Raw genomic sequence first — 25,563 nt, forward strand, 5'->3', positions numbered from 1 at the left:
CTTTGTACCGTACAATGCTAACTAGTAAACTGCACCGAGCAACTGTAACCGAAGCAAACTTGAATTATGTAGGAAGTATCACGATTGATGAAGACTTGCTCGATGCTGCAAATATTCTAGCGAATGAAAAAGTTCAAATCGTTAATAATAACAATGGGGAACGTTTTGAAACGTATACGATAAAAGGTGAGCGCGGAAGCGGTATGATCTGTGTCAACGGAGCTGCAGCTAGACTCGTCCAGCCAGGAGATATCGTTATCATCCTTTCATATTCGCTCATGTCGGATGAAGAAGCGCAAAAACATGTACCAACCGTCCTATTGATGGATGAATACAATCACATCGAACAAACTATACAAGAAGCCCATGGGGTCATTGTTTAACAGATTAAAAATCGACTATCTAGAAGTCAGTTCATGCTGTCTCTCTGGATAGTTTTTTTCTATTGCTCAGTGCGTACCTTCCTTTACAGTCTTCACCTCGATATATGGTACAATCTGCAGTAGGAAACTGAAACAGGAAGTTGATGATTTCATGGAAAATCTAAAATTTGCAGTAGTCGATTTGGAAACTACCGGCCATTCCCCTGAAAAAGGAGACCGGATTATTCAAATTGCCATTATGTTCATTGAAAACGGCATTCTCACAAATGAGTATGTCCGATTTGTAAATCCAGACCAAAAGATACCTGTTTTCATACAAGAACTTACGGACATTACAAACGAAGATGTAAAAGATGCACCGCTATTCGAAGAAATTGCACAAGAAGTGAGAGACTTAGTAGAGGGGTGGATTTTTGCTGCGCACAATACAAATTTCGATTTACCTTTTTTACAAAAAGAGTTTGAGCGTTGTGGGATATCGAAGTGGCAAGGCAAACAGATCGACACCGTTGAATTCTCGAAAATCATGTTCCCCTCAGCCGTCAGTTATCGACTAAAGGAATTGACAGAGGAACTGGGTATTGAGCTGGCTGCAGCACATCGAGCAGATGATGATGCACGCGCAACAGCAATTTTACTATTAGAATGTATGAAAAAGGTTCAGGTGGTTCCTGAAAAAACTTTGACGCTTCTACACAAGCGCTCATTTTCATTGAAATCTGACCTATCGATAATTTTTTATTTAGCACTTGTAAGCTCCCGTGACCTCGAAATGGATACCCACTGTTCTCAATTCCGGGGAATTCCTTTTCGTCGCACCGAACTTATGCGGGATACGAAACCAAGAGGGGTTAAGTTTCCGGATAGTCAGACAGAGAAAGATCGACTACTCGATTTAGCCTATCCATCTTATGAATCACGCAGCGCACAACTCCAGTTTATGGATGCTACGTGGAAGTCCTTGCATGATGGAACGGAAATTATGGTGGAAGTCCCTACGGGTATTGGAAAAACGATGTCTTACCTATTACCTGCAGCAGTTCATGCAGTTGAAACAAACCAAGCAGTCATTGTGAGTACGTATACGAATCATCTTGCTGACAAAATCATGGCTGAAGAAATAGAAATTGTCTCTAAAGCATTATCAGTACCGATACAAGCGACTATTTTGAAAGGGCGTTCTAATTACATTTCCCTCTCTAAATTCGCTGAACTGTTACTAAGTGGTGAATCGAGCTATGACAATTTGTTTACGGAAATGCAATTGCTTGTATGGTTGACGGAAACGTTGACAGGTGACGTAAACGAGCTAAACCTTTCAGGTGGCGGAATGTTGTATATCGATCGAATTCGTAAGCGTAGTGCAAAGCTTGCTGAAGATGAGCAAGACGTTGACTATCATCAGATTGCGTTAGACAACTGCCGTCATGCTGATTTAGTGATTACAAATCATGCGTTACTTTTAAGTGATGGGATGAGTAAAGAACAACTAGTAGAAGAAGCAAGTGGTCTCATTATTGATGAAGCCCATCAATTTATACATGCAGCCTACAAAACCAATGAAGTGATTTTTTCATATACGAATTGGAAATATGTTATGGGGCAAATCGGTTCTGAATCGGAGGATTCAATCAACCGACGCATTGAAGGAGTTCTACTACAAAAAAAGGTACATCGTTCACGCTATCGATCTAATCTGTTGGAAGCTTTTGAGAAGTTTTCAATGTCATTTGATAGGGCCATTCAAGAACTTACTGGTCCAGAATCTATTCAAAGAGGACATGTAAAAGGCAGTCGGTTAAATATATCCTTAGCAGATATTCCTACACAACATGAAGTATTCACATCAGTATTTCATTCCTTGGGAGTTTTCATAAAAAACGCCAATCATTACGTAAACCCGTTGACTCCTATTTGGGGAAGTTTGTCTGATAAAGAACAAGCAATTGTTGCCGAATGGCAGTATTGGATTGATGAATTACGAGTTAAAATGGGTGAGTGGGTAGAGTTATTCTTGGAAGACGAAAAACAAGGGACGGTATGGATGGAACAAGATCAACGGAGTATTCCAGGAAGTCTTACGGTTATTAAAAGTCCAATCGATAGCGCACCTGTCGTGCGTCGGGCTTTAGATTCGTTATTCCAAGGAGAACGAGGAGTCATATGGACATCTGGTACATTATCAGTTAAAAGTGACGAACGCTTTGTTGCTAGGCAACTAGGTGTATCGGCAAACGTCCCAGTTATGAACTTGCTCGCCCCTGAACATTTCTATACAGGAGCTCAAATTTTCCTTGTCGATGACATGCCGAATATCCAACAAGTCCCTCAACATGAGTATGTGGAAGAAGTAGCAGAAGCTATCGTTCAAACGGTTATGGTTACAGAAGGTAGACTTTTTGTTCTCTTTACTTCTCAAGACATGCTCAATCAGACACATGAACTAATATCAGATAGCGGACTGTTGGAAGACTATGCACTAATTGCACAAGGAATTAGTTCAGGAAGTCGATACCGGTTACTGAAATCATTCCGTCAATATGAAAAAGCAGTTTTGTTCGGTACGAATAGTTTTTGGGAAGGTGTGGATGTCCCTGGGAATTCATTGTCTGCAATCATCATTGTTCGATTGCCTTTCTCATCCCCATCAGAGCCTGTATTTAAAGCGAAAACTGCACAGCTTAACAAGATGGGCAAAAATGCTTTCACTGCATATGCGCTTCCTGAAGCAATACTAAGGTTGCGGCAAGGTTTTGGAAGACTTATACGTTCATCAACCGATACTGGGTTTTTCATTATTTTGGACCGTCGGATTGAAACAAAATCATACGGAGTTAAATTTTTAGAAGCGTTACCCGATGTGCCAGTTAAAAAAGTATCACTCGCACGTATGGTAGATGAACTTAATAATTGCTATAATAAATGAGTCATACAGACATTGAGAAGACGAATTACCGTATTCTTCTCTAATACTGTATAAACCCATTTAAAGTGGGATGTGAAATTATGATCAACTGGATAAAATTTTTCATCATTTTTCTTTTCTCACTTGCGCTGACATTGACGATATTTGTCTTTTATAAAGCCTATCAACCCGCTTCCGAGTTGAAAGCGAATGCAACGAAGCAAGTTACGGATGCAGGGCTTTTAAAAGAGGTGGATCGCGCTGAAGTGTATAACGGAACTACATCCTTAACAGTAGTTTTTGGAAAAGACACTGAAGGTGTGGCAAAAGCCGTTTTTGTTAAAGAAAATGTGGAAACTGAAAAAGATCTTGAAGTGATTGTCCTAGATAAGGGGATCACCTCAAAACAAGCTGTGACGTCAGTTAAACAAGAAATGAACGTCAACAAACTCATCCATGTTAAACTAGGTATGGAAGATGACACTGCTGTATGGGAAGTTGCATTTAAAAACGAGGCAAACAGACTGAATTACGTCTACGTCTCTTTTTCTAATGGGCAGTGGAAAAAGCGTATTTTAAACTTATAGGAAGTGCTTGAATGCACTAGTAAAGGGAGCGATGGATTTGGCGAAGCAGTTAGCATCCAGAGTAATGACGCTTTCACCTTCAACTACTTTGGCCATCACAGCTAAAGCAAAAGAGATGAAAGAATCTGGTATTGATGTAATTGGTCTAGGTGCAGGAGAGCCCGATTACAATACACCTGAACCTATACTTGAAGCAGCTTGGCACTCTATGAAAGAAGGAAAGACAAAGTACACACCTTCAGGAGGGCTTCCTGCATTAAAAGATGCTGTTATTGGTAAGTTGAAGAACGACCAACACCTAACCTATACACGTTCTGAAATCATGATTGGTATTGGTGCAAAGCATGTGTTGTATACGTTATTCCAAACTATTTTGGATCCGGAGGATGAAGTAATTATTCCAGCACCCTACTGGGTGAGTTATCCTGAACAAGTCAAGCTTGCAGACGGAGTACCTGTTGTGGTTCAAGCATCTTCGGAAGCCGAGTTTAAAGTAACAGCGAGTCAAATTGAAAAAGCCGTCACAACGAAAACAAAAGCACTAATTTTGAATTCGCCAGGAAATCCTACTGGGATGGTTTATTCTGAAGTAGAACTAACAGCGATTGCGGAAGTTTGTCAACAACATGACATCTGGATTATATCAGATGAAATCTACGAAAAACTTGTCTATGGCTCTGCAAAACACGTATCCATTGCTACGTTGTCAGACGATGCAAAAGAACGTACATTCATCATTAATGGCGTGTCTAAGTCGCATGCGATGACAGGATGGCGTATTGGTTTCATCGCTGGAAACGAAGAAGTTGTCAAAGCGATGACAAATCTCGCAAGCCATTCTACATCAAATCCGGTCACAACTTCACAATATGCAGCGATAGAAGCGTATAATGGTTCGCAGGATGCTGTTGAGATGATGAGAAAAGACTTCGGTTCACGCCTAGAGCGTATTTATCCGCAAGTTCAGGCGATACCTGGTTTCCACACGGTCAAGCCTGAAGGGGCATTCTATTTGCTACCTGATGTTTCGGAAGCGGTGAAGCACACGGGTTACGAGAACGTAGACGCATTTGCTAAAGCTTTACTTGAAGAAGCAAACGTAGCCGTCATTCCTGGAAGTGGATTTGGTTCTGATGAAACAATCCGTCTATCTTATGCAACTTCAATTGATCTACTAGAAGAGGCTGTACGACGTATTGACCAATTTGTAAAAGAGAAATGGAACGACTGATTGAAATCTGACTAGGCATCTAATGACCTGGAAAAAATTTGGAGGCTCTTATGAAAACCATTATGATTCACGAAATGCCTGATCACGAAGGCGAACTAGTACGGATGGGTGCGTGGCTTTCAAACAAGCGCTCAAGTGGTAAAATTGCATTCTTACAATTACGTGACGGCTCTGGATTCGTCCAAGGGGTCGTTGTAAAAGAAGACGCTGGAGAAGAGCTATTTGCTACTGCTAAAGGCTTGACTCAGGAAACTTCTTTATATGTTACAGGAGAAGTTATTGTAGATGAACGCTCAAGTTTCGGTTATGAGCTCCAAGTAAAAGGAATCGAAGTGATTCAAGCGGCTGTGGATTATCCAATCACGCCAAAAGAGCATGGCACTGAATTCCTTATGGATAACCGTCATCTATGGTTGCGTTCACGGAAGCAGCACGCAGTCATGAAAGTTCGCGATGAGATCATCCGTGCAACATATGAATTTTTCCACATGAACGGGTTTACTAAAATTGATCCACCTATTTTGACGGGTTCTTCTCCTGAAGGGACTTCAGAATTATTCCATACGAAGTATTTTGATGAAGATGCTTATCTATCTCAATCAGGTCAGTTATACATGGAAGCCGCTGCAATGGCACTTGGGAAGGTATTTTCATTCGGACCAACATTCCGAGCTGAAAAGTCGAAAACACGTCGCCATCTAATCGAATTTTGGATGATCGAACCTGAGATGGCATTTATAGAGCATGCAGAAAGTCTAGAAGTTCAGGAACAATATGTTGCACATATCGTCCAATCAGTCCTTCAAAACTGTAAGCTTGAGCTCGAACGTCTAGGTCGTGATACATCTAAACTAGAAAAAATTCAAACGCCGTTCCCACGCATTACGTATGATGATGCAATCGAGTTCCTTCATAAGGAAGGCTTTGATGATATCAAGTGGGGAGACGATTTTGGCGCTCCACACGAGTCTGCTATTGCTGAGAGCTATGACTTACCTGTTTTCATTATCAATTACCCAATCGGTATTAAGCCATTTTACATGCAGCCGCATCCGGATCGCGATGATGTCGTATTGTGTGCAGACTTAATAGCACCTGAAGGTTATGGTGAAATTATCGGTGGATCTGAACGGATTCACGATTACGAATTGATGAAAAAACGTATCGAAGAGCATCAGTTGGATGCCTCTGCATACGAATGGTATTTGGATTTAAGTAAATACGGGGCAGTTCCACACTCTGGTTTCGGTCTAGGATTAGAACGTACCGTTGCTTGGATTTCTGGTGTTGAACACGTGAGAGAATCTATTCCATTCCCACGTCTTCTGAACCGTCTGTACCCTTAATAACGTAAGCAGGAAGGAGTTCGACATATGAAACAAGATGAACGGCTCCGGATGTGGATTGAGCAGGGGAATGTATCTATTCCCCAGCTTTTTTTTAACTCTTATAAAAAGCTAGGAATCACTGATACAGATGCTATGCTCATCTTACAAATGGAAGCCTACCATACTCAACATATTGAGTTTCCCACACCCTCCGATTTTTCATCACGCATGAATCTCACGGAAAACGAAGTCTCCCAAGTACTTCAACGATTGATGCAAAAAGGGTATTTGAAAATTGCGCAGGCAAGTGAGAATGGTGTACTGTTTGAACAATTTTCATTACTTCCGCTTTGGGAAGCAGTTTTAGATAGTACAATTAGTATTCAAAATGACCAGATTGAAGTGAAAGACAAAGAGGAAGAAGGACAAATCTTCCACGTTTTCGAGCAAGAGTTTGGCCGTCTGTTATCTCCCATGGAATGTGAAACAATTGCCATGTGGATTGATCAAGATCACCATGGAATTGAAATTATTAAAGCGGCATTAAAAGAAGCAGTCATCGCTCAAAAGTTGAGTATGCGCTATATTGATCGGATTTTGTTCGAATGGAAAAAGAAGAAAGTCACTACGCTATCGGATGTCGAAAAGCAAACAAAATCTTTCCGTTCTCCTCCGCAATCGATTCGTCAAGGTAAAGCACAAGGTACCGTAAAACGAGTTCCACTCTATAATTGGCTAGAAGAACGGGATAGGTGAATGATGTGTTAACTAAAACAGAATGGCAGTTTTGTTTAACTGAAATTGATAGGATGTTTCCAGATGCACACTGTGAGCTCGTTCATGGTAATGCTTTTGAGCTTGTCGTTGCCACATTATTATCCGCTCAATGCACAGATATTCTAGTAAACCGAGTGACAGCAGATTTGTTTAAGAAGTATAAAACGCCTGGAGATTACTTGGAAGTTCCGATTGAAGAATTGCAATCAGACATTCGTTCAATTGGTCTCTATCGAAACAAAGCAAAAAATATCCAAGCGTTATCAATGATGCTTCTCACACAATTTGGCGGGAAAGTACCTGAAGATCGTGACACACTTACGATGCTTCCTGGAGTAGGGAGAAAAACAGCAAATGTTGTCGTTTCTAACGCGTTTGGTGTGCCAGCTTTAGCCGTCGATACTCATGTTGAACGAGTTGCTAAACGACTAGGAATGAATCGCTGGAAAGATTCTGTTCTTGCAGTTGAAGAAAAGATTATGCGATGGACACCCCGGGAACAATGGACACAAACGCACCATCAACTAATTTTCTTTGGTCGATATCATTGTAAAGCACAAAAACCGAATTGCCCTGAATGTCCACTGCTTTCTATATGTCGTGAAGGGAAGAAGAGGATGAGTCGGAATGGATGATAAACAAGTAGTAGTAGTATCGAAAGATCTAATCATGCCTTATTTTGAAAAATGGGATGTGCTAAAACTTGAGATACAGCGTCGTTATGATGAAAAAGAAGAAAGCGCGTTAGAGTGGATGGCTATTGCAATAGAGAATTACGAGGAATTACTAAAAGTTTCCGCCCCGGCTGGTGGTACGGATAGACGTACTAAAATGGAGCCGTTAAATGGCGAAGAACGTCTGCAATTTGTAAAAGATAAAGTGATAAGCCCGTTTGCTCTAATTCAATTAAACTTGCTGTATACAGAATTACGTAAAAAAGTCGCTCGATTCATCAAAAATTAAAAAACAGCTACTTCGTTCACTTAGAACGAAGTAGCTGTTTTTGCTATTAGTTATCTTCAGATGTAGTTGTATCATTCGGTTTAGTTCCAGCTGGCTTTTGCGAACTAGCCGTATTTGAATCAGGTTTTTTTGGAGGGGCAGTGCTTACATCACCAGAGCTACCTTCCCCGTTTGTATCCCCGTTATTCCCCGAATTGGTTCCATCAGATCCATTTCCGTTTGTTCCGTTATTCCCGGAGTTATTACCGTTGTTTCCGTCATTGCCGTTGTTGTTGTTCCCATTGCCGTTGTTTCCATTGCCGTTGTTTCCATTATTGCTATTAGATCCGTTTCCATTGTTACCGTTATTACCATTGTTATTGTTAGTTCCATTTGATCCATCTGACTCACTATCCGAATCATCATTTTGACTGTCGTCTTCAATATTTTGGTCTGGCTCTTCTTGATCTTCTGGGTTTTCTTCAGGCACTTCCTCAGTTGCTTGAATCATCAATGTGGTAGATGCAGGAGAACTAACCAAACTGCCTGCTTTCGCTATGACATTGAAGGAATAGGTATGACCAGGCTCCACATTTCCGTACGTGTACGAATCATCATTAGACTCGTTCAATACTTGTGAGCCACCTCCGTCAATAGATACTGAAAGCGCGAAAGTTACATCTCCATCAAAATCATCCGAATCAGGTTCGTTATGATTCCAACTTAAATCAATTTCTTGATTATCTGCATTATATTCTGCTCTAAAGTCTGAAGGGGCTTCTAATTCAATCACTTCTTCAGGCTCTTCTGGTACGTAAGTACTTTCAGGAAGCGTACCACGCACAAACAATTCGTCGCGTTTTAAGTTGCTTGGCGTCGCGTTACTTGCTAATTGAAGAGGCTGTGATCCAACAACAATTGTCGCTTCTTCTACCGAGTTAGGGCGTTTAAATTCCTTAGGTGACTGAGCGGATGAAACTTCACTCATAACCTGTCGGAACAAATTCTTAGGCATGTTACGTTGTTCTTCTGCAATAGGGTCACTTCGTTTTTCGTGACCTCCCCAAACAGAAATCGTGAAGTCGGTTGAATACCCTGTAAACCAAACATCAGGAACACTGCCTGATTTAATATTATTCTGTTGTTTAAATTTAGCATCATAATTTGTCGTACCAGTTTTACCAGCGATATCAAGGCCTTTAATATTTGCAGAGTGTCCCGAACCATTCGTTTCTTTCAGAACGTCTCGCAACATATCTGTAATCATATAAGCTGTAGAATCTTTCATTGCAGAAACTGGATCTGGCGTTAGATTTATTTCTGTCTTACCATCACGCAAAATAATCTTTTTGATTGTGTGTGGTGTAGTGTAGATACCCTCATTACCAAATGCAGCGAAAGCTCCTGCCATTTGCTGGGTGGAGAAGTCATTTGCACCACCGCCAATAGCGTCAGACTGATCTAATTTTTTAATTGGCAGACCAAGAGATTGGGCGAATGAAAGGGCATTTTCAGTCCCCACTTCACCGAATGTTTTAATAGCCGGAACGTTACGTGATTCATAAAGCGATTGGCGCATTGTAATCGGTCCTTTGTATCGATCATCCACGTTATTCGCTTTAATACCCTTAGTTTTTTCATCTACAAGTGTCTGTCCTGTCGACCAGTTTAAATATTCAATAGCTGGGCCATAGTCCAGAATCGGCTTTATAGATGATCCAGGTTGTCGTTTTTGGTCACTTGCATAATTGTGGTTGTATAATTTATAGTTACGCCCCCCACCAACTGCGACGATTTCTCCTGTTTTTGTATCTAAAATTGTCATTCCTGCTTGGATGGATTCATCATCTCCGAAATTACTGTCATCTGCTAAAGCCTTTTCGACTGCTAGTTGTACATCGGGTTTTAAAGTGGTTTGAACAGTTACCCCTTCAGATAGAATATCCTTATAGCCAGCTTTCTGAAGGTCGTCCATGACAGCATCGATAAAAGCTTGGTACTTCGTATCGATTCCGTTTTGTCTTTTGTCTTCAGGTACTAAAGAAGCGGTAACTTGCGTTGCTTTTGCGCCATCCATTTCTTCTCTAGTAATTTTTCCGTGTTGATTCATAAGACGAAGTACAATATCACGACGTTTTTGTGCGCGTTCTGGGTGTTTAAAAGGATTATAAGCATTAGGAGATTGAGGCATTCCAGCGAGCATAGCCATTTCCGGTAGCGTTAGATCCTTCAACTTTTTCTCGAAGAAATAATCCGCACCTGTACCGAAACCATATTTGTTTCCGGACATAAGAACTTTGTTGAAATACATTTCAAAGATTTCTTCTTTTGAGTAGTTGTGCTCCAATTTAAATGCGAGCCAAGCTTCTTGAGCTTTACGTTTTAACGTCTTCTCGTTTTTCAAAAACGAGTTTTTAATGACTTGTTGCGTTAAAGTTGACGCCCCTTGTGAGCCGAATCCACTCTTGAAGTTGGCAAGTACTGCGCCTCCTAAACGCCAAAAATCGATTCCGTGGTGTTTGTAGAATCGAACGTCTTCAGTTGCGAGTATTGCAGCTTCTAATTCTTTTGGTATCTCATCGTAGGGAACAAATTCTCGTTTTTCAATACCGCTTTGAAAGATTGGTTTACCATCTGGAGTTACAAAGGTAGAAGATAAAGGATCTTTTAATAAATTCTCATCTAATTTAGGTGCTGTACTAGCGTAGTATGCAAATAGCCCTCCGCCTGCAATTAGGAATAGTAATCCTATTATGACGATTGCTTTAAATGTAGTCTTAACGAGACCTTTTTTCTTTTTTGGTGTTTTTTTATGTTTTCGTGACGATTTCTGTTCCGCTTCAGCTTGTTGTCTGCGAGCGGTTCTTGAATTTGGAGTGTTGTCCATTAGGATTCCTGCCTTTCGATTCGTTCACCGGTTGTTTCTTGTACAATACCGGGTAGAGCGCGTAAATAGTCGAGCCGTGGATGATATCCCGGTTGAATTTCAACAGACATATCTTCGATTTCAGCGAGTGTCATTGATTTTCTACCGCCAGTTAACATGCGTGTCCATTTTTCATGAAACTGTTCAAAGGGTATTATAAAATACCGATCTAACATAGAAAAACGGATAATCATAAAAGCGATGCCACCTTGCTCGTGTACTTGAGACATATGCTCAACTTGATGATCGTGTATATTTTGTAAAGGAAAAGAAGTTTTATTTTTCGTCTCCTTTGCTTCAAAATCGACATATTTTCCTTGCCAAACCCCGTTATAGTCAGTTGTTGAAGCAGTTTTAAAATAAGCTTCTGTAATAACTGCAGCACTTCTGGCAGGATAACGAACATTTACAATTTGAATGGGCACTGGCTTTTTATGGATGACTGCAAGGCCTCTGCTATTATAATACTCGTTACTCTCGTTCAATTCATCTTCCAGCGTTTTACCTCGATTACTAAAGGATATAGATGCTGGTTTGACGGCTGAATTAGTTGTGGTTGGGACGTATTTTTTGCCATTTGGATAACGAATCGCCAACATACTCACCTCACATCATCAGTGTATCATACCACATTATTGAGACGTCAAAACAAGTGACAGGTTGCAACTTTTGAAAATGACTGTAGATTACAAGAGGAATACACGTTCGTCCAAGTTGGAACTAAAGGAGTTATTTGATAAACTTATATATAGAAGTAGTAGAGAGGTGACAAGTATTATGAAGCTACACCAATTAACAGAACAATTACTTGAAGTTTGTGATGAATGCTTACTCCGGCATAGCGAGATGAGGAAAGAAGATCGTGAGCCTGACTTTTATAAAGAGGTTAAACCATATGCCGATTATTGGCATTCCGTGATAGATGAGTGGGACGCACTTGTTCAGCAATGGATTCGCACGAATCGACCCAAATATGTACGACCCATACAAATTTCAACTTTAAATGATTTAATGAAACAATTTACTGTCCAATCTTTTTATCAGAAAACAGGTAAAAAGCGCTTCGTTCAATCTATCCAATCCGCCAATTATACATTGAACACGGTGCGAATTGCGCTAGAGAAAGAGGAGGAGGGGTTTGAGGATGGCGAATAACGTAAATATCCAGTCATTTATCGACGAATTGAAAAAGGAACCTGAATTCTCGAGAAATGTAAAACATTATAAAGTTACAGAAGGTAAGGATGCGATTTACGCTCCATTTCCAGAAAAACTACATTCCTCGTTAATAACCGCGCTCTCACGTAAAGGAATACACCAACTTTATAGCCATCAACGTAAAGCGTTCGACTTTGCTCAACAGAAGAAATCATTTACAGCAGTCACGCCAACGGCTTCAGGTAAATCACTTTGTTATCACCTTCCAGTTTTGCAAAGCATATTAGAAAATGAGTCAACTCGTGCGTTGTATCTATTTCCAACGAAAGCTCTTGCGCAAGACCAACTGGCTGATTTGCACGAACTGATTGAAGCGAGTGGAGAGACCATATTAAGCTATACGTATGATGGAGATACTGCACCAGGACTGCGAACGAAGGTTCGTAAGTCGGGCCATATAGTGTTAACTAATCCAGACATGCTCCATTCAGGTATACTGCCACACCATACAAAGTGGGTATCGCTATTTGAAAACTTGAAGTATATCGTGATTGATGAGTTGCATACGTATAAAGGAGTGTTCGGTACACATGTTGCCCATGTGTTGAGACGCTTAAAACGAATTTGTGCTTATTATGGAAGTGATCCGGTATTCATATGTACATCAGCTACTATTGCAAACCCAAAACAGCTCGCTGAAAATTTAACGAATTCATCGATGGAGTTAATTGCAGATAATGGGGCACCTGCAGGCAAGAAGCACTTTCTGTTCTATAATCCTCCAGTCGTCCACGAAACGTTTGGCATTCGTAGAAGTGCTGTCTTAGAAGTTCGGGATATTTCATCCCGACTTTATAGGGAAGGAATTCAAACTATTATTTTTGCGAAAAGCAGAGTGCGTGTTGAAATGCTCGTCACTTACATGAAAGAGCTTACCAAAAAGAAATTGCTCGATGAGACGATTATGGGATATCGCGGAGGATATTTACCTTCTGAACGTCGCAAAATCGAAAAAGGTCTGCGTAACGGGACAATTAAGACAGTTGTCAGTACAAATGCGCTTGAACTTGGTATCGATATTGGTCAGCTCCAAGCATGCGTTATGACAGGTTACCCAGGAAATATTGCAAGTGCATTACAACAAGCAGGTCGTGCAGGTCGCAGACAAGACGATGCACTGATTATTTACGTCGCGCAATCGGTTGCTTTGGACCAATACATTATCGAGCATCCCGATTATCTATTAGGAGGTTCACCTGAAGAAGCACATATCCATCCAGACAATATCGTAATTCTTATGGATCACCTTAGATGCGCTTCTTTTGAATTGCCGTTTTCTGTTGAGGATCAGTATGCAGAGTTTGATGTTCAACAGTTGCTTGAATTTTTAGCCTCTGAAGGTGTACTCGTCTTGGCTGGAGAAAACTGGCATTGGATGACGGAGCGTTTTCCCGCAAGCGAAGTAAGTCTGCGTTCAGCTTCACAAGAAAACGTAGTAATTATTGATAAAACTCGTCCTAAAGAAACAACGGTTATCGGTGAAATGGATCGCTTTAGTGCAATGACGCTCCTACACGAAGAAGCGATCTATCTCCATCAAGGAACACAGTTTCAAGTAGAAAAGCTCGATTGGGAAGAAAAGAAGGCTTATGTTACAGAAGTGGACGTTGATTATTTCACAGATGCTAATTTGGCAGTTGAACTAAAAGTGATTAGTGAAGATAAAAAACAGCATTATCATAACGAAGAAGTAGCATTTGGTGATTTAGCAGTACTCGCTATTCCAACCATCTTTAAAAAGATTCGTTTTGACTCCCATGACAATATTGGATCAGGTCCTATCCATTTACCAGCTGAAGAGTTGCATACTTCTTCAACGTGGTTCGCATTTGATGTTCCGGAAGGTTGGACTGAGGCGACGCTTACTGATGCCATGACAGGAGCAGCACATGCCATGCAATCCTTCATTCCACTATTTGTGCAATGTGATATTACGGACATCCACGTTGTTCCTCAGGTAAAAGCGGTCCACACAGGTAAGCCGACATTCTTCATCTATGATAGTTATCCTGGTGGTATCGGTCTTAGTGAAAAGATGTATGATCAATGGAATGCATTACTCCGAAGATCCGCTTCCCATGTGAGTTCATGCCAATGCGAGGCGGGATGCCCCGTTTGTACAGGTCCACCGGATTCTGATATGAATCTGAAGCTAGGGGCAGAACAGCTATTGAAGAGTTTAGCGGGTGGTGACATGAGTGTCTTATGAACAAAATCTGCTGAAGATGAAAGGGATGTTGAAAAAGTCTACTACTGATACTGCATCCCGAACGGAAACTTCAAAGATTGTTCAAGCGCCTTCACCTAGTTATGAAGAGCAGTGGCTAGCAGCGGGCCTTGAGAAAGATACAAATACGTACGGTACAGTCTATAAGAAGGTCATTGCCTATGATGAAACGTATACACATGGTCACTATCAATTGAATGAGTTGACTGCAACACTAGAAAAATGGAAAAGCTCTGGTGAACAGCATCCGTTAGCGCCGGATCCGAATAAAAAATTATTATTTTTTGACACGGAAACCACGGGTTTAAAAGGAACTGGAACGCTGATTTTTCTAATTGGTCTAGTCGAGCAACACGGCAATGGCTTTAGAATGACACAGTATGTTCTTCCGGGTCCAGCCCACGAAGCGGCATTTCTCTATGCAACAGGATTATGGGGAAAGCCAGTTACATTAGTGATGTATAACGGAAAGAGTTTTGACATGCCCCAGCTAGACACGAGATGGACAATGAATCGAAATGTGCTTCCGCCTTTACCTAAGCATGACCAAATTGACTTACTTCATGGTTCAAGACGCATTTGGAAGAATGAGATGGAATCGTTCAAGCTCCCTGCTGTTGAAGAAGAGCAATTAGGTTTTGTACGCGAAGATGATATTCCTGGACACATGGCTCCTATTATTTATCAGGATGCTGTCAAAAATGGTCGGGCTGAATTATTAATGAAAATCTTACTTCATAATGAATATGATATTTTGTCTTTAGTTACGTTATATATACGTTCTACAGATCTTTTGCTACAAGAAAAACTATCGGGTAGTGCGATTAGTCAAACGAATATTGGGAAATGGTATGCAGATTTGAAATCAGCAGCCCGAGCATCGTATGTCTTGGAGCAAGTAATTCAAGAATACGGGACACAACATCCTACGACTCACTATCATTTTGGATTTCTTCTTAAAAAAGAGGGGAAACACAGTGAAGCATTAGAAGCTTTCGGGGTATGTATGACGAAGTCAATTGGAAGAGAACGCATTATTGCACTTGAGGAAATGGCGAAAATACATGAACACAAATTGAAAGACTGTACAAAAGCATTACAACTCAGTGAAGTTGCGCTAGGGTTGCTAGCTAAGGATGCTTCGTTACCGAGAGCATTTTCAATGCGCATGAACGCTGGATTCAAGAAACGGGAAATGAGATTGAAACGAAAGTTATTTCCCGGGCAAGCGCAGAAGTCGACAAAATAACACGACTAAACATGACGTTAGCAGACAGACTTGGACAGAATATGCTATACTTAGGACAGTTACCACTGACGGAAGGACGTTGTTGAATGGAAATAAAATTGGATTCAAAAACGATTCTTGAAAAAGAGTTTAAAACAGGCATGCGCGGTTACAACCAAGAAGAAGTAGATTTGTTTTTAGATAGTGTCATTCATGACTATGAATCTTTCAAAAAACGAATTGCTGATCTGGAACGTGAAAATGGAGAACTTCAAAATGAGTTATCTACTGTCCAGAAACGACCAGCGTCAAGCGCTCCTGGTACAACTAACTTTGACTTATTAAAACGTATTTCAAACTTGGAAAAAGCAGTTTTCGGAAGTAAGCTTTCAGGAAACGAATAACTTGAACCCCACTTGCCCTTGCGGAAAGTGGGGTTCTGCTGTATACTAATCAAGCCATGACGGAAATTCAGGTAATTGCTGCAGTGCTAGACACTGGAGAGGAAAGTCCATGCTCACACGGTACTGAGATGTCCGTAGTGTTCGTGCCCGGCCAAAAAATAAGCCGGGGCGCTGTTTACTCAGCTGACGGCGGAAATAATTCCTAAGTCCTTTTGGATATGGAAGACGTTTCCTGAAAAGTGCCACAGTGACGGAGCTGTATCGGAAACGGTACAGGTGGAACGAGGTAAACCCCGCGAGTGAGAAACCCAAATTATGGTAGGGGCGCTCTTCCGAAGGAAATGAACGGAGGAAGGGACAGACAATCGTCTGTAGATAGATGATTACCACCCTGAGTACGAGGTGCAAACCGTTTGAGTACAAGGGAACAAAACATGGCTTACGAATTTCCCGATGGTACCTACACGTATACATTCATGCTCTCCTGTTTTTATGGAGAGCATTTCTGCGTTAGAAAAAGGTTTTATCCATAGATAAGTTGTACATACAAGATAGTAGAACGTTGAGAGGAAGTGTCTAATCGATGAAAGAATATAAATTAGCAGCAACAGCTGCAATGGGGTTAGAAGGTCTCGTTGCAGAGGAAGTAAAAGCACTAGGATATGAGACTACGACGGAAAACGGAAAAGTATACTTTTCAGGAGATGCGCATGCCATCGCAAAGGCGAATATGTGGCTACGAATCGCTGACCGTGTCCGCATCATTGTGGGCGAATTTACAGCAACTACATTCGATGAGCTCTTTGAAAATACAAAAGCATTGCCTTGGGAAGACTTTTTGCCAGTGGATGCTACATTCCCAGTCGCAGGTAAATCCGTGAAATCGATTCTATATAGTGTTCCCGACTGCCAAGCAATTGTGAAAAAAGCGATTGCAGAAAAACTTAAGACGGTTCATGGCCGAGTTGGATTTTTAGATGAAACCGGCCCTCTATTCAAGTTAGAAGTATCAATTTTGAAGGATAAAGTGACCCTGACTATCGATTCAAGTGGTGCAGGATTGCATAAACGAGGATATCGAGTTGGACAAGGGGAAGCACCGTTAAAAGAAACGCTAGCAGCAGCTCTTGTAAAATTGACAAAGTGGAATCCAGATCGTCCATTTGTCGATCCGTTTTGTGGATCAGGTACAATTCCAATCGAAGCTGCCATGCTTGGGCAGAACATTGCACCAGGCTATAACCGGGAGTTTTTAAGTGAACAATGGCCATGGATGGCAGAGTCTGTCTGGGATCGAGTTCGAGAAGAAGTAGAAGACGTTGCGAAATATGACCGTAAGTTAATGATTACTGGTTCAGACTGGGATCCTGCGATGATCCGCGTTGCTGAAAAGAATGCTGCAGAAGCGGGATTCTTGGATATTATTAATTGGAATGTTTGTGATATCGCTGACCTATCACTTGAAGGTGACAATGGAATTCTGGTAGGTAATCCACCGTACGGAGAACGTCTTGGTGAATTAGAAGAGGCTGAAGACATAACCGCTACTCTTGGGAATGTTATGAAGCCTTATCCTTCATGGTCAGTGTACATGCTTTCTTCTTTGGAAAACTTCGAAACTATGTACGGTAAACGAGCTACCAAAAAACGTAAGCTTTTCAACGGATTCATCAGAACAGATCTCTATCAATTCTGGGGAAAACGTAGCTAAACAAAAACGATTAAAAAGAGAGGACTCTCCTCTCTTTTCTTATGTAGTAGAAAGGGGTTCGCTATGACCGGAAAGTTACCATTTGCACTTACACGTGACAAGACATTTTATGAATCGCTGAATGAATGGATAGGGGATACCCTGTACGATGAACTAACAGAAAAAGGGTTTGACTGCAGAGATGAACAGATCTATATGTCTTTTCAAATCGAACAAGCTCTTCGAGATAAAGAAGTTCTATTTGCTGAAGCGGGTGTCGGAACGGGTAAAACCATCGCTTATTTACTTCCTGCAATTGCGTACGCACGCTATACAGGAAAACCAGCACTGATCTCTTGTGCGGATGAAACACTCATCGACCAATTAGTAAAAGAAGAAGGAGATATCCGTAAACTTGGAGAAGCTCTGGATCTCACAATCGATGTTCGTCTTGCTAAATCACGTGATCAATACTTGTGCTTAAAACGTTTAGAAGAAATGAATCGAGCAGGTGAAGAGTACGCTGGAGACGTTGAAGACAGTCTTCCGGAATTCGTTTACGGCCCAGCTTCGTTAGCTGAAGTATACTCATATGGAGAGCGCTCGGCATATCCCGACTTGAGCGATGGTGAATGGGAAACGATTAATTACCATCCTATTCAACAATGCGGTGGCTGTGACTTAAGAAATCGGTGTGGTCAAACTATTCACAGAAGTGAATATCGAAAAGCATCTGATCTAATCATCTGTTCACACGACTTCTTCATGGAGCACCTTTGGACGAAAGAATCCAGAAAACGTCAAGGTCAATTGCCTCTACTACCTGACGTATCTATGGCAGTTTTCGATGAGGGGCATTTACTTGAATATGCGGCTCAGCGCGCTCTGACTTATGAAGTACAAGACAGTACACTACTCGGATTACTCGAACGAGTTATGACCGATGGTGTACGTGAGCAGACGCTGCAACTTATGGAACAATTGATGGAATGTCACGAATTATTCTTTGATTATCTTTCTGAGAGTGCGCAAGAAGATGGTGAGGAACGACTTACCATCGAGAAGTCACCTGAGTTGATTAGTACCGCTCGTAAAGCCGTTCGCCTTTCACATGCGCTATTGGAAGAGTTTGTGTTTGATAGTGAGCTATATGTAATTCCCGAGTATGATTTAAGAATGGTCGAAGAATATTTAGAGCAATATATTTTTTCACTAGAGTTATTTGCAGATAATGCAGAAGCAGTAGATTGGGCTGAAGATCGAGAAGGAGAATTAACACTCGTTATTATGCCAAGACTCGTCACAGATGTGTTACAAGAACGACTGTTTTCAGAGAAACTCCCAATTGTTTTCTCTTCTGCCACTTTGTCTGTCAAAAATGAATTTTCATTCCTGGCTAATAGCTTAGGGATTGATCGTTTCGTGTCGTTTTCGATTGAATCTCCATATGATTATGATGAAGTGATGGATCTTACGATTGAATCTTTGACATATGAGAGTAAGATGTCAAGACTGGTCGAGTTACTATGTGATGGAGAACAGACATTGGTGCTATTTAAATCGAAACAGTCTATGGAAAAGTTCCGTTCACAGATACCGGATGGTCTTCTACCATTTGCTGCGTTTGAAGGGGATAGAGAATTATCATCGATCGTCAAGGAATTCCAATCCAAAAAATGGTCGGCGTTCTTTTCTTATCATCTATGGGAGGGGTTAGACATTCCTCATGATGCGCTAACTAGGGTTGTCATCTATGACTTACCACTGCCCCCTTCAGATCCGTTGTTTAATGCAAAACGAAGCCATGCCGAGTCAGCATTTGAAGAAGTTGACTTACCGTATATGTTATTGCGATTACGCCAAGGCGTTGGTAGATTGATTCGTACAGCAACAGATTCAGGTTCTATTCATATATTATTGAATCCTGAAGAAACCAAGTTATTGCCAACTTTCGACTCGATTTTCCCAGTTACACCAAAGGTGATAATATAAATAGAAAAAGCAGATTGGCGATTTAGCCATCTGCTTTTTCTATTTATAAAGTTGAAACCGTAGAAGTCGATTATACATCGTCAATTGTTAACAAAACATTCGAAAGCGGAGCATCATTGAAGTTTAGTGGAAGTTTAAAGGCCTGTTTGAATCCATAATATTTCGTTTCTCCCGTTAAAACAGTTGGAGGGGAAATATCTAGAGTCATTTCGTCTTTCTCAAGGAGCGTACACAAATTACCTGCGACCATATTTCCTAATTCACCTGTAAAAGATTCTATCATTTCACCTTCAATTTTCATTCCAAACATAGCCTCACCAATCTGTGAAATTGTAGCTTCATTTGTATCGATAATAAGTCTTCCGCGAACATCTCCTAAAAGTGCAATGAGTACGCTTAGTTCTTTTTGTTCATATGGTTGAGTTGTCAGAGACGGAGGAAGAACGTTGAATTTTAAAGGTATTACAGCATTTAGTGATTGAATTGTACTGTTTAATATATGTTGAATTGTTAATGAATCAGTCATTTGGACACCCCTCTTGCATTGAATAATAGTTCAATGATACCACCTGGATACTTTAATGTATAGAGGATTATATATTTTTAACTATGAATTTTAGAATAGAGTGTGAACAAGAAATAATGGTATGATAGACAAAGTTCTATGGAGAAGGGATCGAAGTGTTTATGAATCAACATAAAGATTTTTTAGATGAAACTGCCATACTTGGTCTGCTATGTAAAGAAGATGGCGATCAGGAAAGGTACCAAAAGGCAACAATGCTTGCGCAAAAACTTGTTAAAAATGACTATACAATTGCATTTGCTGGTCACTTTTCAGCAGGCAAATCATCGATGATCAATGCACTAACAGGAGATGATCTGCTACCTTCAAGTCCGATTCCAACAAGTGCAAACATTGTCAAAATACATAAGGATGACGAAGACTATGCAATCGTTCATCGGCAAGATGGAACTTCGGTAAAAGTGATTGGGGAAGGGTTTTCACAAGCTGTTAAAACGATGAGTAAGGAAGGTACATCAATTGCATCCTTAGAAATTGGACATACAGCTTCTACATTACCTGAAGGAATTTCGGTCATGGATACACCTGGTGTGGATTCGACGGATGACGCGCATAGACTTTCGACAGAATCTGCGCTGCATTTAGCGGATGTTGTCTTTTACACGATGGATTATAATCACGTCCAGTCAGAATTGAATTTCCGATTCACTAAAGAGTTAATGAGGTATAACCCGAATGTCTATTTGATTGTTAACCAAATCGATAAGCATCGGTCCAATGAGTTAACGTTTGAGGAATTCAAAGAATCCGTCAGACATTCGTTTTCTCTTTGGGGAGTTGAACCGAAAGGCATCTTTTTCACATCTCTTAAACAGTTAGATATGGATGGTAATGATTTTGAAGCCGTTCAAGAAATAGTAAATGGATCTATCAAACACAGAGATGAAAACTTTCACCGCAATGCAGGAAATGCACTCACGCAGCTTACTGCAGAGCATATTGAGTTTTTAAAAGAAGAAATTAAAGAAACGAAGCAGGCTCACCCGGAGATATCAGAAGAAACATGGTCAGAACCTGGAGAACTTGAAGAGGAGACTCAGGAACTTCAAACTAAATTATCACTTCTAAAAGGTGATGCATTCCATCTGCACTTTGAAAAAGAACGAAAAGAATTGCTACAGAGTGCAACTTTGACACCTTATGAAATCAGAGAATTATTAAAAGGGTACCTAGAGTCCCAAACAAGTCATTTCAAAGTAGGTTTGTTATTCAGTTCTAAAAAGACACAAGAAGAACGTGATCGAAGAATCGTTGCACTCAGTGAATCTTTAGAGAAGCTCGCACATACTCAAATTGAAATTCATTTGCGCTCCTTAATGAAAAACGTATTAAAACAAGTTGGCTTGCTTACGGATGAGCGATCGTTGGAAATTGATGAAATGGATCTTACATTCAACTTCCGAGACATCACAACTTCATTAACGACGCCAGACATTTTGACAGGTGAGCTTATTTTAAATGCAGCAAGCCAAATGCGTGAAGCTGTATTGAATGTCTATAAAAAGAAAACCGATGATTGGAAAGTCCGGCTGTCAGACGAAGTAAAACGGGAAGGCGAACTTTCTTCAAAACGTTTGCAGACAGAACTCGACGAAGGGCAACAACAACTTTCCGTTATTCAGTTAGCGAATGCACGCATTGCTCATCTCCAAGTTTTCGAATCCAATGCAACGCAGCAATGGTCAACAGATGAAGTAGAATCTTTGGAACGCTTGAAAGAAGAGTGGCGTGTTCAAACAGAACCTGAAATTCTTAATGTTGAAGATCAAGAAATGGTTATAAAGGAAACTGAGAAGGCAACCCCTACAGAACAAGAAGATCATAAAGAGAGTCGATTTAGCGGAAATCATGAACTGATCATAAAGCGCGCGAAGCAAGTCGCAGATGAAGTTATTCATATACCAGGATTCAAAGATTTATCCGTATACTTACAGTCGAAATCTAAAAGGTTGGAACAACAAGAATTCACGGTTGCCTTGTTTGGTGCGTTCAGTGCAGGGAAGTCGTCCTTCTCAAATGCGTTGCTTGGCGAAGCGGTGTTGCCTGTCTCGCCTAACCCGACGACAGCAGCTATTAATCGGATCCGACCAACTTCAGACGTTCACAAAGATGGAACAGCAGATATCCACTTCAAAGCCCTTGAGCAACTAACCCAAGACACGATTACAGCGTTCGCTATGTTAGGTTTGACGATTTCCACAGTAGAGGAAGCATTTGAACGATCTGAAGAAGCGCTGCACATGAAGTTGGTTGAAGAATCCCTTCACATTCATAAATCGTTCATTCGTGCTTTCCAAAAGGGATATTCTTCGTATCGTGAACTCTTAGGGACAGTATTAACTGCAGAACAAGCTGAGTTTGTTCGTTTTGTTGCAGAAGAGGAACGTAGTTGTTTTGTAGAATCTATCGACTTGTATTACGACTGTGAACTTACTCGTCAAGGCATAACATTGGTGGATACACCTGGAGCGGATTCTATTAACGCTCGTCATACCGATGTAGCGTTCGAGTACATTAAAAATGCGGATGCAATTTTGTTCATCACGTATTATAATCATGCGTTCTCTCGTGCTGATCGTGAATTTCTCATTCAATTAGGGCGCGTGAAAGATGCTTTCGAAATGGATAAAATGTTCTTTGTCGTAAACGCAATTGATTTGGCTGCGAATGAAGAGGAAGCACAAGAAGTAAAAGGCTTTGTTGCGGAAGAGTTAGTGAAATTCGGTATTCGTCAACCACGCGTTCATGGCATCTCGAGCCTCCAGGCATTAGAAGCAAAACAGCAAGGTAAACGCGAGTCCAAAATGGATGACTTTGAAAAGCGTTTCTATTCATTTTTAGAACATGACCTAAATGCATTGTCGATTCAAGCATTAGATGAGGAAACAGCTAAGACGATCCAGCGTTTAGCAGACCTGATTGATAGAACCGAGAAAAATCGTGAACGTAAAGCTGAACGTTTGGAGGAACTAACTGTATTCGAACAGCGGGTAACTGAGCACTATAGGAAGAGCTTCGCACCAGTTCTTAAGAAAGCAGTCGAGGAAGAATTACGTGAACTAATTTTTTATATTCATCAACGTGTATTCTTGAGATTCCCTGATTTCTTTAAAGAAGGGTATACGCCGTCTCTATTTGTCCGCCATCAAGCTTCAGAAGCACTTCGAATAGCACTGGAAGAGACGTTAACTATGACAGGATTCGATTTTGCTCAAGAATTGAAAGTGACAAATCTACGTATGCTGACGTTTATGAAGAAACAAGTAGATGCCCGCCAACGAACAGAAATGCGCTGGCTTGCAGAGATGGATAATGCATTGTCTCCATCCCTTTTTGACACAAATGATGCGGCAATGTTGGCATTCAGTGCTCCATTCCAACAAATTGGACGTTTTAGTATAGTAAATCGACATTTTAGAAATGCTAAATCATTCTTTGAAAAAGGTGATCGGATCTCACTCCAAGAGCAATTAACCGAACTCCTAAAGAAAGATGCTACGACATATTTAGAACAACAACAGCAACGCTTGGCGGAGTGGACAACAGATTGGATTGAAGTCGCATCAAAAGAATTGACGGACCATCTTTTAATAGAAACTTTGGACCAATTGGATGCTGAACGTAGCTTATTAGATAGTAACGAACAATTATCTGAGTGGAGAACGATATTTAAACAAATTCAAACAGAAGGAGTTGTTACGAATGGACGTGTTTAAATCTATGGTGAATGAGCAGGCGAACGAACAGCGAAAATGGATTGACGCACGATTCTCCCTTCAAGACCCACTAGCTGGAGAGTTTGTCTATCGTAGCGGTCATATTAAAGGGGCGGTTCATTGGGATCTTGAAAAAGATCTATCTGATATGCAAACAAGTGGCGGACGTCACCCATTGCCAGATCACGATGCATTGACAGAACTGTACCAAAGAAGTGGTATAGAGTTGGATGACGAAATCATCATCTATGACAATGGCGGAGAACCGTTTGCGGCGCGAGCGTGGTGGGTGTTGCAGTATGGGGGATTTACAAACGTTCATATTTCCTTGGAAGGGTATGAAGGTCTAGTGGAAACAGGCGAAGCGTTTGAAACTGAAATCCCAGTTTTTGAACGTTCAAGTGTGCGACCTCAATGGAACGAATCCATACTTGCGTTAAAAGAAGATGTTAGGCAGCTTGTAGATGAAAAGAGTGAAGAAGTTTTGTTGGATGCACGGGCAGGTGAACGCTATAGAGGAGAGCATGAACCTTTAGATCCAATTGCTGGCCATATTCCTAGTGCGCAAAACTTCGATTGGGCGCAATTGGTGAAAGAAGGTATGTTCGAGATTGCTGGAGAAGGTATATGTCAGTTAGAACGAATGGTTAAGAAAGACCAGTCAGTTACTGTTTATTGTGGAAGTGGCGTGACAGCTGCACCACTTTACGCGATGTTGAAAGAGAAAGGCTATTCACATGTCCGTCTATATGCAGGGAGTTATAGTGATTGGATTTCTGAAGGGGATCTACCTGTTGAAACTAGTACAAATGAACAGGATGGTGCGTTGTGAAATATGCGTTTGTTAGTGATATCCATTCCTCTATGGAAGAACTTAAATTAGTCCTGCAGCAAATAGATTCTACAGCACCTGAATCGGAAATCATCGGTGTGGGTGACTTATTTGAGTGTACAATTGGAAAGAAAAAACTGGACGGCACGACCTATCCTTTATTAAAGAATGTCATGTTGAATCCAGTTGGATTTGAAGAACTTATTACGTTTCCTTCAATACGAGGAAACCAAGAAGAGCGCATTCAACTCATATCTGTTTCAAACGAACCGCTTCTTACAACAATCTCTGAGCTACCGGAACGAATGAGAGTGAGTGACGCACTCCTCATTCACGGACATCAGTGGCCCTATGACGAACTGCCACCGGAGCGAATCTTAATAGGTGAACCGCTCCTATTCCACGGACATACACATACATCTTCGTGGTCCGTTGATGGAAAGAAACAACCGTTTCAATTTTTCCAATCTATCAGTGTGCCTAAGACGTGCGTTGTCGTGAATGTAGGCTCCGTTATTGACCATACAGAATGGGTTTTATATGATGATAGCGATCGAACAATTACATTCATGAAAGCGAATATAGCTTAGT

Annotated in this window: 20 protein-coding genes and 1 other RNA gene; 18 read left to right on the forward strand and 3 right to left on the reverse strand. The window is 40.9% G+C overall.

What is annotated here, in order from left to right:
• Positions 1–2: 2 nt before the first annotated feature.
• From panD to ACRPI0_RS04780, 8 genes are all read left to right on the forward strand, one after another.
• Positions 3–383: an aspartate 1-decarboxylase gene (panD, locus tag ACRPI0_RS04745; RefSeq protein WP_432355147.1), complete on the forward strand. Its 381-nt coding sequence runs from the start codon at positions 3–5 to the stop codon at positions 381–383.
• 151 nt (positions 384–534) lie between these two features.
• Positions 535–3,309, forward strand: a complete 2,775-nt coding sequence (dinG, locus tag ACRPI0_RS04750) for an ATP-dependent DNA helicase DinG (RefSeq protein ID WP_432355148.1) — start codon at positions 535–537, stop codon at positions 3,307–3,309.
• A gap of 80 nt (positions 3,310–3,389) precedes the next feature.
• Positions 3,390–3,875 (forward strand): DUF5590 domain-containing protein, encoded by a 486-nt coding sequence (locus ACRPI0_RS04755; protein ID WP_432355149.1) that lies wholly within the window; start codon positions 3,390–3,392, stop codon positions 3,873–3,875.
• Between the two features lie 31 nt (positions 3,876–3,906).
• Positions 3,907–5,106 (forward strand): pyridoxal phosphate-dependent aminotransferase, encoded by a 1,200-nt coding sequence (locus ACRPI0_RS04760; protein ID WP_432355885.1) that lies wholly within the window; start codon positions 3,907–3,909, stop codon positions 5,104–5,106.
• 50 nt (positions 5,107–5,156) lie between these two features.
• On the forward strand, positions 5,157–6,452 hold the full coding sequence (gene asnS / locus ACRPI0_RS04765) for an asparagine--tRNA ligase (protein WP_432355150.1): 1,296 nt from the start codon (positions 5,157–5,159) through the stop codon (positions 6,450–6,452).
• A 27-nt stretch (positions 6,453–6,479) separates the two neighbouring features.
• Positions 6,480–7,190, forward strand: a complete 711-nt coding sequence (locus tag ACRPI0_RS04770) for a DnaD domain protein (RefSeq protein WP_432355151.1) — start codon at positions 6,480–6,482, stop codon at positions 7,188–7,190.
• A gap of 5 nt (positions 7,191–7,195) precedes the next feature.
• Positions 7,196–7,846 (forward strand): endonuclease III, encoded by a 651-nt coding sequence (gene nth / locus ACRPI0_RS04775; protein ID WP_432355886.1) that lies wholly within the window; start codon positions 7,196–7,198, stop codon positions 7,844–7,846.
• Positions 7,839–8,174 (forward strand): YpoC family protein, encoded by a 336-nt coding sequence (locus tag ACRPI0_RS04780; RefSeq protein WP_432355152.1) that lies wholly within the window; start codon positions 7,839–7,841, stop codon positions 8,172–8,174. The genes nth and ACRPI0_RS04780 overlap by 8 nt, the downstream gene beginning before the upstream one ends.
• Before the next feature lie 46 nt (positions 8,175–8,220).
• Here ACRPI0_RS04780 and ACRPI0_RS04785 read toward each other — a convergent pair whose 3' ends face one another.
• Positions 8,221–11,040, reverse strand: a complete 2,820-nt coding sequence (locus ACRPI0_RS04785) for a PBP1A family penicillin-binding protein (RefSeq protein ID WP_432355153.1) — start codon at positions 11,038–11,040, stop codon at positions 8,221–8,223.
• Positions 11,040–11,675 carry a Holliday junction resolvase RecU gene (gene recU, locus ACRPI0_RS04790; RefSeq protein ID WP_432355887.1) on the reverse strand — a complete coding sequence of 212 codons (636 nt, stop codon included), beginning with the start codon at positions 11,673–11,675 and terminating at the stop codon, positions 11,040–11,042. The genes ACRPI0_RS04785 and recU overlap by 1 nt, the downstream gene beginning before the upstream one ends.
• A gap of 181 nt (positions 11,676–11,856) precedes the next feature.
• Between recU and ACRPI0_RS04795 the strand changes: the two genes are divergently transcribed.
• From ACRPI0_RS04795 to ACRPI0_RS04825, 7 genes are all read left to right on the forward strand, one after another.
• Entirely contained in the window at positions 11,857–12,234 is a 378-nt protein-coding gene (locus ACRPI0_RS04795) for a YppE family protein (RefSeq protein ID WP_432355154.1), read from the forward strand.
• Positions 12,224–14,506 (forward strand): DEAD/DEAH box helicase, encoded by a 2,283-nt coding sequence (locus tag ACRPI0_RS04800; RefSeq protein ID WP_432355155.1) that lies wholly within the window; start codon positions 12,224–12,226, stop codon positions 14,504–14,506. The genes ACRPI0_RS04795 and ACRPI0_RS04800 overlap by 11 nt, the downstream gene beginning before the upstream one ends.
• The gene (locus tag ACRPI0_RS04805; protein WP_432355156.1) at positions 14,496–15,773 is read left to right on the forward strand and encodes a ribonuclease H-like domain-containing protein; all 1,278 of its coding nucleotides are present in this window, start codon (positions 14,496–14,498) and stop codon (positions 15,771–15,773) included. Before ACRPI0_RS04800 ends, ACRPI0_RS04805 begins: the two co-directional genes overlap by 11 nt.
• A gap of 86 nt (positions 15,774–15,859) precedes the next feature.
• Positions 15,860–16,156, forward strand: coding sequence for a cell division regulator GpsB (gene gpsB, locus ACRPI0_RS04810; RefSeq protein WP_432355158.1), 297 nt, complete (start codon positions 15,860–15,862; stop codon positions 16,154–16,156).
• A 63-nt stretch (positions 16,157–16,219) separates the two neighbouring features.
• Positions 16,220–16,602, forward strand: an RNA gene (rnpB, locus tag ACRPI0_RS04815) — RNase P RNA component class B.
• A gap of 137 nt (positions 16,603–16,739) precedes the next feature.
• Positions 16,740–17,867, forward strand: coding sequence for a THUMP domain-containing class I SAM-dependent RNA methyltransferase (locus ACRPI0_RS04820; RefSeq protein WP_432355159.1), 1,128 nt, complete (start codon positions 16,740–16,742; stop codon positions 17,865–17,867).
• Between the two features lie 63 nt (positions 17,868–17,930).
• Positions 17,931–19,838: an ATP-dependent DNA helicase gene (locus ACRPI0_RS04825; protein ID WP_432355160.1), complete on the forward strand. Its 1,908-nt coding sequence runs from the start codon at positions 17,931–17,933 to the stop codon at positions 19,836–19,838.
• Between the two features lie 70 nt (positions 19,839–19,908).
• Here ACRPI0_RS04825 and ACRPI0_RS04830 read toward each other — a convergent pair whose 3' ends face one another.
• Positions 19,909–20,364, reverse strand: a complete 456-nt coding sequence (locus ACRPI0_RS04830) for a chemotaxis protein CheX (protein ID WP_432355161.1) — start codon at positions 20,362–20,364, stop codon at positions 19,909–19,911.
• 161 nt (positions 20,365–20,525) lie between these two features.
• Here ACRPI0_RS04830 and ACRPI0_RS04835 point away from each other — a divergent pair, with 161 nt between their 5' ends.
• Genes ACRPI0_RS04835 through ACRPI0_RS04845 form a run of 3 tightly spaced genes read left to right on the forward strand, consistent with a single transcriptional unit; the run spans position 20,526 to position 25,562 of the window.
• A complete protein-coding gene (locus ACRPI0_RS04835; protein WP_432355162.1) occupies positions 20,526–24,140 on the forward strand; it encodes a dynamin family protein in 3,615 nt (1,204 codons plus the stop codon).
• Entirely contained in the window at positions 24,127–24,972 is an 846-nt protein-coding gene (locus tag ACRPI0_RS04840) for a sulfurtransferase (RefSeq protein WP_432355163.1), read from the forward strand. The genes ACRPI0_RS04835 and ACRPI0_RS04840 overlap by 14 nt, the downstream gene beginning before the upstream one ends.
• Positions 24,969–25,562: a metallophosphoesterase family protein gene (locus tag ACRPI0_RS04845; protein WP_432355164.1), complete on the forward strand. Its 594-nt coding sequence runs from the start codon at positions 24,969–24,971 to the stop codon at positions 25,560–25,562. Before ACRPI0_RS04840 ends, ACRPI0_RS04845 begins: the two co-directional genes overlap by 4 nt.
• The last annotated feature ends 1 nt before the right edge of the window (position 25,563 follow it).

It is taken from the genome of Sporosarcina sp. A2 (genome assembly GCF_050858885.1).
In the GTDB taxonomy this organism is placed as follows: domain Bacteria; phylum Bacillota; class Bacilli; order Bacillales_A; family Planococcaceae; genus Sporosarcina.

What these genes read in the sequence shown, in the direction of transcription:
- dinG (WP_432355148.1), top strand. Translation starts at nt 535, where the DNA reads ATGGAAAATCTAAAATTTGCAGTAGTCGATTTGGAAACTACCGGCCAT.
- ACRPI0_RS04755 (WP_432355149.1), top strand. Translation starts at nt 3,390, where the DNA reads ATGATCAACTGGATAAAATTTTTCATCATTTTTCTTTTCTCACTTGCG.
- ACRPI0_RS04760 (WP_432355885.1), top strand. Translation starts at nt 3,907, where the DNA reads ATGGATTTGGCGAAGCAGTTAGCATCCAGAGTAATGACGCTTTCACCT.
- asnS (WP_432355150.1), top strand. Translation starts at nt 5,157, where the DNA reads ATGAAAACCATTATGATTCACGAAATGCCTGATCACGAAGGCGAACTA.
- ACRPI0_RS04770 (WP_432355151.1), top strand. Translation starts at nt 6,480, where the DNA reads ATGAAACAAGATGAACGGCTCCGGATGTGGATTGAGCAGGGGAATGTA.
- ACRPI0_RS04780 (WP_432355152.1), top strand. Translation starts at nt 7,839, where the DNA reads ATGGATGATAAACAAGTAGTAGTAGTATCGAAAGATCTAATCATGCCT.
- ACRPI0_RS04785 (WP_432355153.1), bottom strand. Translation starts at nt 11,040, where the DNA reads ATGGACAACACTCCAAATTCAAGAACCGCTCGCAGACAACAAGCTGAA.
- ACRPI0_RS04795 (WP_432355154.1), top strand. Translation starts at nt 11,857, where the DNA reads ATGAAGCTACACCAATTAACAGAACAATTACTTGAAGTTTGTGATGAA.
- ACRPI0_RS04800 (WP_432355155.1), top strand. Translation starts at nt 12,224, where the DNA reads ATGGCGAATAACGTAAATATCCAGTCATTTATCGACGAATTGAAAAAG.
- gpsB (WP_432355158.1), top strand. Translation starts at nt 15,860, where the DNA reads ATGGAAATAAAATTGGATTCAAAAACGATTCTTGAAAAAGAGTTTAAA.
- ACRPI0_RS04820 (WP_432355159.1), top strand. Translation starts at nt 16,740, where the DNA reads ATGAAAGAATATAAATTAGCAGCAACAGCTGCAATGGGGTTAGAAGGT.
- ACRPI0_RS04825 (WP_432355160.1), top strand. Translation starts at nt 17,931, where the DNA reads ATGACCGGAAAGTTACCATTTGCACTTACACGTGACAAGACATTTTAT.
- ACRPI0_RS04830 (WP_432355161.1), bottom strand. Translation starts at nt 20,364, where the DNA reads ATGACTGATTCATTAACAATTCAACATATATTAAACAGTACAATTCAA.
- ACRPI0_RS04835 (WP_432355162.1), top strand. Translation starts at nt 20,526, where the DNA reads ATGAATCAACATAAAGATTTTTTAGATGAAACTGCCATACTTGGTCTG.
- ACRPI0_RS04840 (WP_432355163.1), top strand. Translation starts at nt 24,127, where the DNA reads ATGGACGTGTTTAAATCTATGGTGAATGAGCAGGCGAACGAACAGCGA.